Origin of the sequence: Phenylobacterium sp., assembly GCF_030646615.1 — a bacterium.
GTDB lineage: Bacteria > Pseudomonadota > Alphaproteobacteria > Caulobacterales > Caulobacteraceae > Phenylobacterium.
On the sequence record NZ_JAUSLG010000089.1, the window covers coordinates 78,496 to 85,062 of the forward strand.

Sequence of the window (6,567 nt, forward strand, 5' to 3'; positions counted from 1 at the left end):
ATGCAAGATGATCCAAGCCGCTGAAATCAAGGAACACATGGAAGTCGTGGGTTCGGACGGCGAGCACGTCGGCCGCGTCGATCACGTGGTCGGCACGGAGATCGAGCTGGCCAAGTTCGACATGGGCGCCGGCCTCAAGCACCACATGATTCCCATCACTTGGGTCGACCGGATCGAGGACGACAAGGTCCGCCTGAACCTCACCAAGGACGCGGCCAAGTCCTCCTGGCGCGAAAAGCACTAGGTTCCACCAACGGCCCTGTGGGCGGTTCGGCCCCTCCGATGCGGAGGGGCCGTTCGCCTATTTGACCGAGGCGCAGAAGCGCTGGATGCGGCCGCAGGCGTCTTCCAGCACCGCATTGCTGGTGGCGTAGGAGATGCGGAAGAAGGGCGACAGCCCGAACGCCTCACCGAACACCACCGCCACGCCCTCGGCCTCCAGCAGTTCGTTGGCGAAGTCCTTGTCCGAGGCGATGACATTTCCGCTGGGCGCAGTCTTGCCGATCAGCCCTTCGCAGGACGGATAGACATAGAAGGCGCCCTCCGGCGTCGGGCACTTCAGGCCGGTGGCCTGGTTCAGCATCGACACCACCAGGTCGCGGCGGCTCTGGAAGAGCTTGGCGTTGGGCTTGATGAAGTCCTGCGGGCCGTTCAACGCCTCGACCGCCGCCCACTGTGACACAGACGAGGGGTTGGAGGTCGACTGGCTCATGACCTTGGCCATCAGCTTGATCAGCGGCTCGGGGCCGGCGGCGTAGCCGATCCGCCAGCCGGTCATGGCGTAGGCCTTGGAGACCCCGTTCATGGTCAGCGTGCGGTCATAGAGCCCGGGCTCGACCTGGGCGATGGTCACGAATTCCATGTCGTCGAACAACAGGTGCTCGTACATGTCGTCGGTGAGGATCCACACGTCGGGGTGGCGCATCAGCACGTCGGCCAGGGCCTTCAGCTCGGCCCGGGTATAGGCCGCGCCGGAGGGGTTGGACGGCGAGTTCAGGAACACCCAGCGGGTCCTGGCCGTGATCGCCCTGTCCAGGTCCTCCGGCCGCAGCTTGAAACCGGTCTCGGCCGTGGTCGGCGCAAACACCGGCGTGCCGCCGGCCAGGAGCACCATGTCGGGATAGCTCACCCAGTAGGGCGTGGGGATAACCACCTCATCGCCGGGGTTCAGGGTGGCCATCATGGCGTTGAAGATCACCGGCTTGCCGCCCGGCGAGACGTTCACCTGGCTGGCCTTGTAGGTCAGGCCGTTTTCCCGGGCGAACTTGGCGACGATGGCCTCCTTCAGCTCGGGGATGCCGTCGACCGTGGTGTACTTGGTCTTGCCGTCCTGAATGGCCTTGATGGCCGCATCCTTGATATTCTGCGGCGTATCGAAGTCGGGTTCCCCGGCCCCCAGGCTGATGATGTCGCGGCCCTGGGCTTTCAGTTCACGCGCCTTCTGGTCGGTCGCCATGGTGGCGGACGGCTTGACGCGGGCGAGCGTGGACGATTGCAGCGACATGGAGACGGACTCTCTCTGGAGCGGGTGGCGGAGATGGCGGGTTTATCCTAAGGCCTGCGCCGCGCAAACCCAGGCGCGGCGGGAACAGCGCGATAGGCGCAGCCGTTTGCGCCTGGGCCACAGAAGAGCCGCCCGACGCCAGAAGGCCTCCATGATCCGATCGATCCTCGTCCTTGCCTTGCTCACGCCGCTCGCCGCCTGCGGTGAAGCCCCGCCAGCACCAAGCCTCGCGCCCGAACCGTCCGCCACGGCCGATGCGCCGGTTTCCGACGCCACGGGCCAGCCGGCCTATGTGGGGCGCTGGGCGGCCAGCCCGGCCATGTGCGCAAGCCGCGCCTGGGACTTTCGTCATGATGGCCTGTCGGCGCCCGGCGATGTCGCTTGCCGGTTCGAAGGCGTTGCGGCCCTGGACGACGGCTATGAGATCGCTGCGCTGTGCACCTCGCAGGCGCCGCCCGAGAGCCGGCGGCTGCATCTGAGCTTTGGTCCGGCCGGGCGAACCATGAGCGTTGAAGGGGCCCCGTCGGGCGAGGCGCCCAGCCTGGTCCGCTGTGAGACCTGAGTGACGCGTCCGCGACGCGCTTGACCCCTGGCCCAGGATCGGCGAGGCCATGGCCATGCGCCGCCTGTTCCGGTTTCTGACCAATATGGACGCCCGCGCCTGGCGGGGCGTGGCGATCTCCTTCGTGCTGTTTGGCGGCGTGGGGCTGGTCTTCCTGTTCGGCGCCCAGGTGCTGGGCTTCGACGGCGAGGCGACGGTCGAGCACTGGCTGGGCATGGCCGCCCACAGCCCCTGGGCGCTGCCGACCGCGGTGGCGGCCTTCGCCCTGCTGGCCTTTGTCGGCGTGCCGCAGTTCGTCCTGATCGCCGCGGCCGTGGTCGCCTTCGGCCCCTGGACCGGCTTCGCCTACAGCTGGATCGGCACCCTGGTATCGTCCCTGGTGGGCTTCTTCATCGGCCGGGTGGCGGGCGGCCGGGTCCTGGACGCCTTCGCCGGTGAGGGCGTGCGGCAGTTCATGGCGCTGGTCGGACGCAACGGCTTCTGGGCCAGCCTGATCGTGCGGCTGGTGCCCTCGGCGCCCTTCATCGTCGTCAACATGGCCGCTGGCGTCACGCCCATGCGCCTGTTCCACTTCTTCGCCGGCACGGCGCTCGGCATCATCCCGAAGATCGGCGTCACCGCCTTCGCCGGCAATTCCATCGCCCAGGCCATGAAGGGCGGTGGGGTCGGGCACATCGGCCTGCTGGTCGCCATCGTCGTCGGCTGGGTGGTCATGGGCTGGTTCGCCCGCAAGTGGTTAAAGTCTCGAGAGGCGGCGGCGCAGAAGGCCGGCGGGACCGAACGGGACGGCTGAGCGTCACCCGCGGACCTGGCCTGGAGATTCGGAGGCTTGAGCGCGACGGTGCGCACGGTTCTTGCCGCCGAGGGACTGTCCTGAGGAATTGGAGCAATTCTGTTGCGCCGCTCATGGGGGTTCGATAAGAATTCCGCCCATGTCTACGCAGCGCGACAACCTGCTTCTTGGCCGTTCGCTGGGGCTTAGCCGCCCCTGGGCGCCTCTGTAGGCTCGCGCGAAAGTTCGCGGGGCCGGGCGCTCAGGGGATGACCCCGCCGCCCGACCTTTCTAGAATGAGCTCCCGCGAAGAGATCCTGACATGACTTTCCAAGCTTCCAACGCCGCGTCCGAACGCGATCGCGTCATCGTTTTCGACACCACCATGCGTGACGGCGAGCAGTCGCCCGGCGCCTCCATGTCCCTGGAGGAGAAGCTGGAACTCGCCAAGATCCTGGAGGAGATGCGGGTCGATGTGATCGAGGCCGGCTTCCCCATCGCCTCCAATGGCGACTTCGAGGCGGTCCGCCAGATCTCCGAGATCGTCACCGAAAGCACCGTCTGCGGCCTGGCCCGGGCGGCGGCGATCGACATCGAGCGTTGCGCCGAGGCGATCCGCCCGGCCAAGCGCGGACGCATCCACACCTTCCTGTCCACCAGCCCCTCGCACCGCGACCACATCCTGAAGATGAGCCAGGAGGATATCCTGGAAGCCATCACCCGCTCGGTGACCCACGCCCGCAACCTGTGCGACGACGTGGAATGGTCGGCCCAGGACGCCACCCGCACCGAACAGGACTTCCTGCGCCGCTGCGTCGAGGCCGCCATCAAGGCCGGCGCCAAGACGGTGAACATCCCCGACACGGTGGGCTATTCCTACCCGTCGGAGTACGAGGCCATCTTCCGCGACCTGGTGGAGAACGTCCCCGGCGTCGACAACATCATCCTGTCCACCCACTGCCACAACGACCTGGGCCTGGCCGTGGCCAACAGCCTGGCCGGCGTGCAGGGCGGGGCGCGCCAGGTCGAGGTGGCGATCAACGGCATCGGCGAGCGGGCCGGCAATGCGGCCCTGGAAGAGGTGGTCATGGCGCTGAAGGTGCGCGGCGACCGTCTGCCCTACTTCACCGGGGCCGAGACCCAGCACATCACCCGGGCCAGCCGATACGTCTCGGCCATCACCGGCTTCCCGGTGCAGTTCAACAAGGCGATCGTCGGCAAGAACGCCTTCGCCCATGAGAGCGGCATCCACCAGGACGGCATGCTGAAGGACCGCGGCACCTACGAGATCATGACGCCGGAAAGCGTCGGGCAGGGCGGCTCCAACCTGGTCATGGGCAAGCATTCGGGCCGGCACGCCTTCCGCGAGAAGCTGAAGGCGCTGGGCTATGAGCTGGGCCAGAACGCCCTGAACGAGGCCTTCCAGCGCTTCAAGGATCTGGCCGACAAGAAGAAGCACGTCTTCGACGACGATATCGTGGCCCTGGTGGACGACGCCCTGGCCTCGGGCGCCGACCGAATCCAGGTCAAGCAGCTGCGGGTGATCGCCGGCACCGAAGGCCCGCAGGAGGCCCACCTGACCGTGACGGTCGAAGGCGCCGAGCGCTCGGCCACGGCCACGGGCGACGGCCCGGTCGACGCGGTGTTCAACGCCATCCACGAGGTGGTGCCGCACACCGCCATCCTGCGCCTGTTCCAGGTGCATGCGGTGACCGAGGGCACCGACGCCCAGGCCCAGGTCTCGGTCCGGCTGGAGGAGGATGGCCGCATCGCCACCGGCCAGGCCGCCGACACCGACACCCTGACGGCCTCGGCCAAGGCCTATGTGAACGCCTTGAACAACCTCTTCGCCCGCAAGGAAAAGACCGCGCCGGACGCCATCGCCAGCGGCTTCTGAACGTCTGTAAGCGAGCTCCGCCCCGATCGTTCGACGGCGCTCTGACATCGCGCCAGCGCCCCCACCCCAACCCCTCCCCGCAAGGGGGAGGGGCGAGGCTTCCCCATGCTCTGGATCGTCCTGACGATCGCCGCTGCGCCCCTGCAGGTGGCGCGCAACGCCCTGCAGCGCGGTCTGATGACCCAGGCCGGGCCGTGGGGCGCGACCCTCGTCCGCTTCCTGTTTGGCCTGCCCTTCGCCCTGCTGATCTTCGCGGTGGTGGCGGTGCTGACGCCCCTGGCTGATCCGACGCCGACCGCCAGGTTCTGGTGGGCGGTGAGCGCCGGCGCCCTGGGCCAGGTGCTGGCGACAGCGGCCCTGCTGGTGGCCATGCGCCGCTCAGGCTTTGCGGTGGCGACCTTCATGCAGCAGGCGTCCCTGCCGCTGGCCGCCCTCATGGGGCTGGTGGTCTTCGGGGACCGTCTCAGCGTGCAGGCCTGGCTAGGCGTGGCCCTGACCACGGTCGGGCTGGTGGCCTTGTCCTGGCCCGGCCGGGCGGCGGCCCGGGGCGCCCTGATCGGCAGCGCCATGGGCCTGGCCTCCGGCGCGGCCTTCGCCGTGGCGCTGAACGGCTATCGTCAGGCGGGGCTGGCCCTGGAGCCCGACTATCCGATCTACGCGGCCACCGCGGCGGTGTGCGTGGCCCAGGCGCTGCAGACGCTGGGCCTGGGGGCCTATCTGGCGGCGGCGCGGCCCCAGGCGCTGGCGGCCGTGGCGCGGGCCTGGCGCTCGTCCCTGGGGGCCGGGTTCTTCGGGGCGGCAGCCTCAGCCTGCTGGTTTTCGGCCCTGGCCCTGGCGCCGGCCGGCATGGTCCGGGCGGTGGGGGTGATCGAGGCGCCGATCGCCGCCGCCGCAGGGCGTCGCCTGTTCCAGGAACGACTCAGCCTGCGTCAGGCCCTGGCCGGCGCGGCCACCGCTGCAGGGGTGATCCTGACCGCCCTAGGCTAGGGCGCGTCTTCCGAACCCGGAGCGAATCGGGCCCGGCGGCGGCACGGCCTCAGGACCTCGCGGGTCCGCGGCTCTTCGTCCCCCCCGTTTTTTGGCGCGAGACGAGCCAAATCCATTGTGAAGCTCGCGGCGTCCGGTGTCTCATGGTGAAGGCGCTCCGGCGCCGCGGGGGCTCAGATCGTCTGGGACCTTGGCCTTCATGGCTTTTGGCTTCCCCTGCGGAGCCCATCGGGTTCGAAGCGATGCTCGCCCATCGGGGCCGCCAGGGCCTGGGCGCCGGCATGCCTGGGTTGAATTCCACCACGGGCTGGCCTCTGTATCGCCGCGGCGGCGGGGCCTTGGATGAATAAGCCTTGAAATCAACAAAGGGCCGGGGCACACGAACCTCAAGTCCTTCTCGCGACAGCCTGATCCGCCCACGCGCCTGAGTCGGCGCTCATTGGGTCGGGGTGTCGTAGAATAGCGTCCTCCAAGCCCCCCATTTCACCAGGGCCCTGCATGATTTCGTCCCTCTTCGGCGCCATCTCGAACGACATCGCCATCGACCTCGGCACCGCCAACACGCTCATCTATATGAAGGGCAAGGGCATCGTGCTGAACGAGCCTTCGGTGGTGGCGCTCCGAAACATTGGCGGACGGAAGATCGTCCACGCCGTGGGCATCGAGGCCAAGCAGATGCTGGGCCGGACGCCGGGCCACATGGAAGCCATCCGCCCCATGCGCGACGGGGTCATCGCCGACTTCGAAGTCGCCGAGGAGATGATCAAGTACTTCATCCGCAAGGTTCACAACCGCAAGGGCTTCGTGAACCCCAAGGTCATCGTCTGCGTGCCGTCCGGCGCCAC

Annotated in this window: 7 protein-coding genes; 6 read left to right on the top strand and 1 reads right to left on the bottom strand. The window is 68.2% G+C overall.

The annotated features are described in order from the left end of the window. Positions 1–7 precede the first annotated feature (7 nt). Positions 8–244 (top strand): DUF2171 domain-containing protein, encoded by a 237-nt coding sequence (locus Q7S93_RS15915; RefSeq protein WP_304714966.1) that lies wholly within the window; start codon positions 8–10, stop codon positions 242–244. A gap of 57 nt (positions 245–301) precedes the next feature. Here the strand turns inward: Q7S93_RS15915 and Q7S93_RS15920 are convergent, their stop codons facing one another. Next, complete coding sequence (locus Q7S93_RS15920) at positions 302–1,504, bottom strand: pyridoxal phosphate-dependent aminotransferase (RefSeq protein ID WP_304714967.1); 1,203 nt, start codon at positions 1,502–1,504, stop codon at positions 302–304. A 151-nt stretch (positions 1,505–1,655) separates the two neighbouring features. Here Q7S93_RS15920 and Q7S93_RS15925 point away from each other — a divergent pair, with 151 nt between their 5' ends. The 5 genes from Q7S93_RS15925 to Q7S93_RS15945 all read left to right on the top strand — a co-directional run. Continuing rightward, positions 1,656–2,066 carry a hypothetical protein gene (locus Q7S93_RS15925; RefSeq protein ID WP_304714968.1) on the top strand — a complete coding sequence of 137 codons (411 nt, stop codon included), beginning with the start codon at positions 1,656–1,658 and terminating at the stop codon, positions 2,064–2,066. Between the two features lie 55 nt (positions 2,067–2,121). Then, positions 2,122–2,859, top strand: coding sequence for a TVP38/TMEM64 family protein (locus tag Q7S93_RS15930; protein WP_304714980.1), 738 nt, complete (start codon positions 2,122–2,124; stop codon positions 2,857–2,859). A gap of 301 nt (positions 2,860–3,160) precedes the next feature. After that, positions 3,161–4,735, top strand: a complete 1,575-nt coding sequence (locus Q7S93_RS15935) for a 2-isopropylmalate synthase (protein ID WP_304714971.1) — start codon at positions 3,161–3,163, stop codon at positions 4,733–4,735. A 105-nt stretch (positions 4,736–4,840) separates the two neighbouring features. Beyond that, a complete protein-coding gene (locus Q7S93_RS15940) occupies positions 4,841–5,722 on the top strand; it encodes a DMT family transporter (protein ID WP_304714972.1) in 882 nt (293 codons plus the stop codon). A gap of 498 nt (positions 5,723–6,220) precedes the next feature. Continuing rightward, positions 6,221–6,567 (top strand): rod shape-determining protein (locus Q7S93_RS15945; protein ID WP_304714975.1); only part of this gene is annotated, 347 nt, incomplete at its 3' end.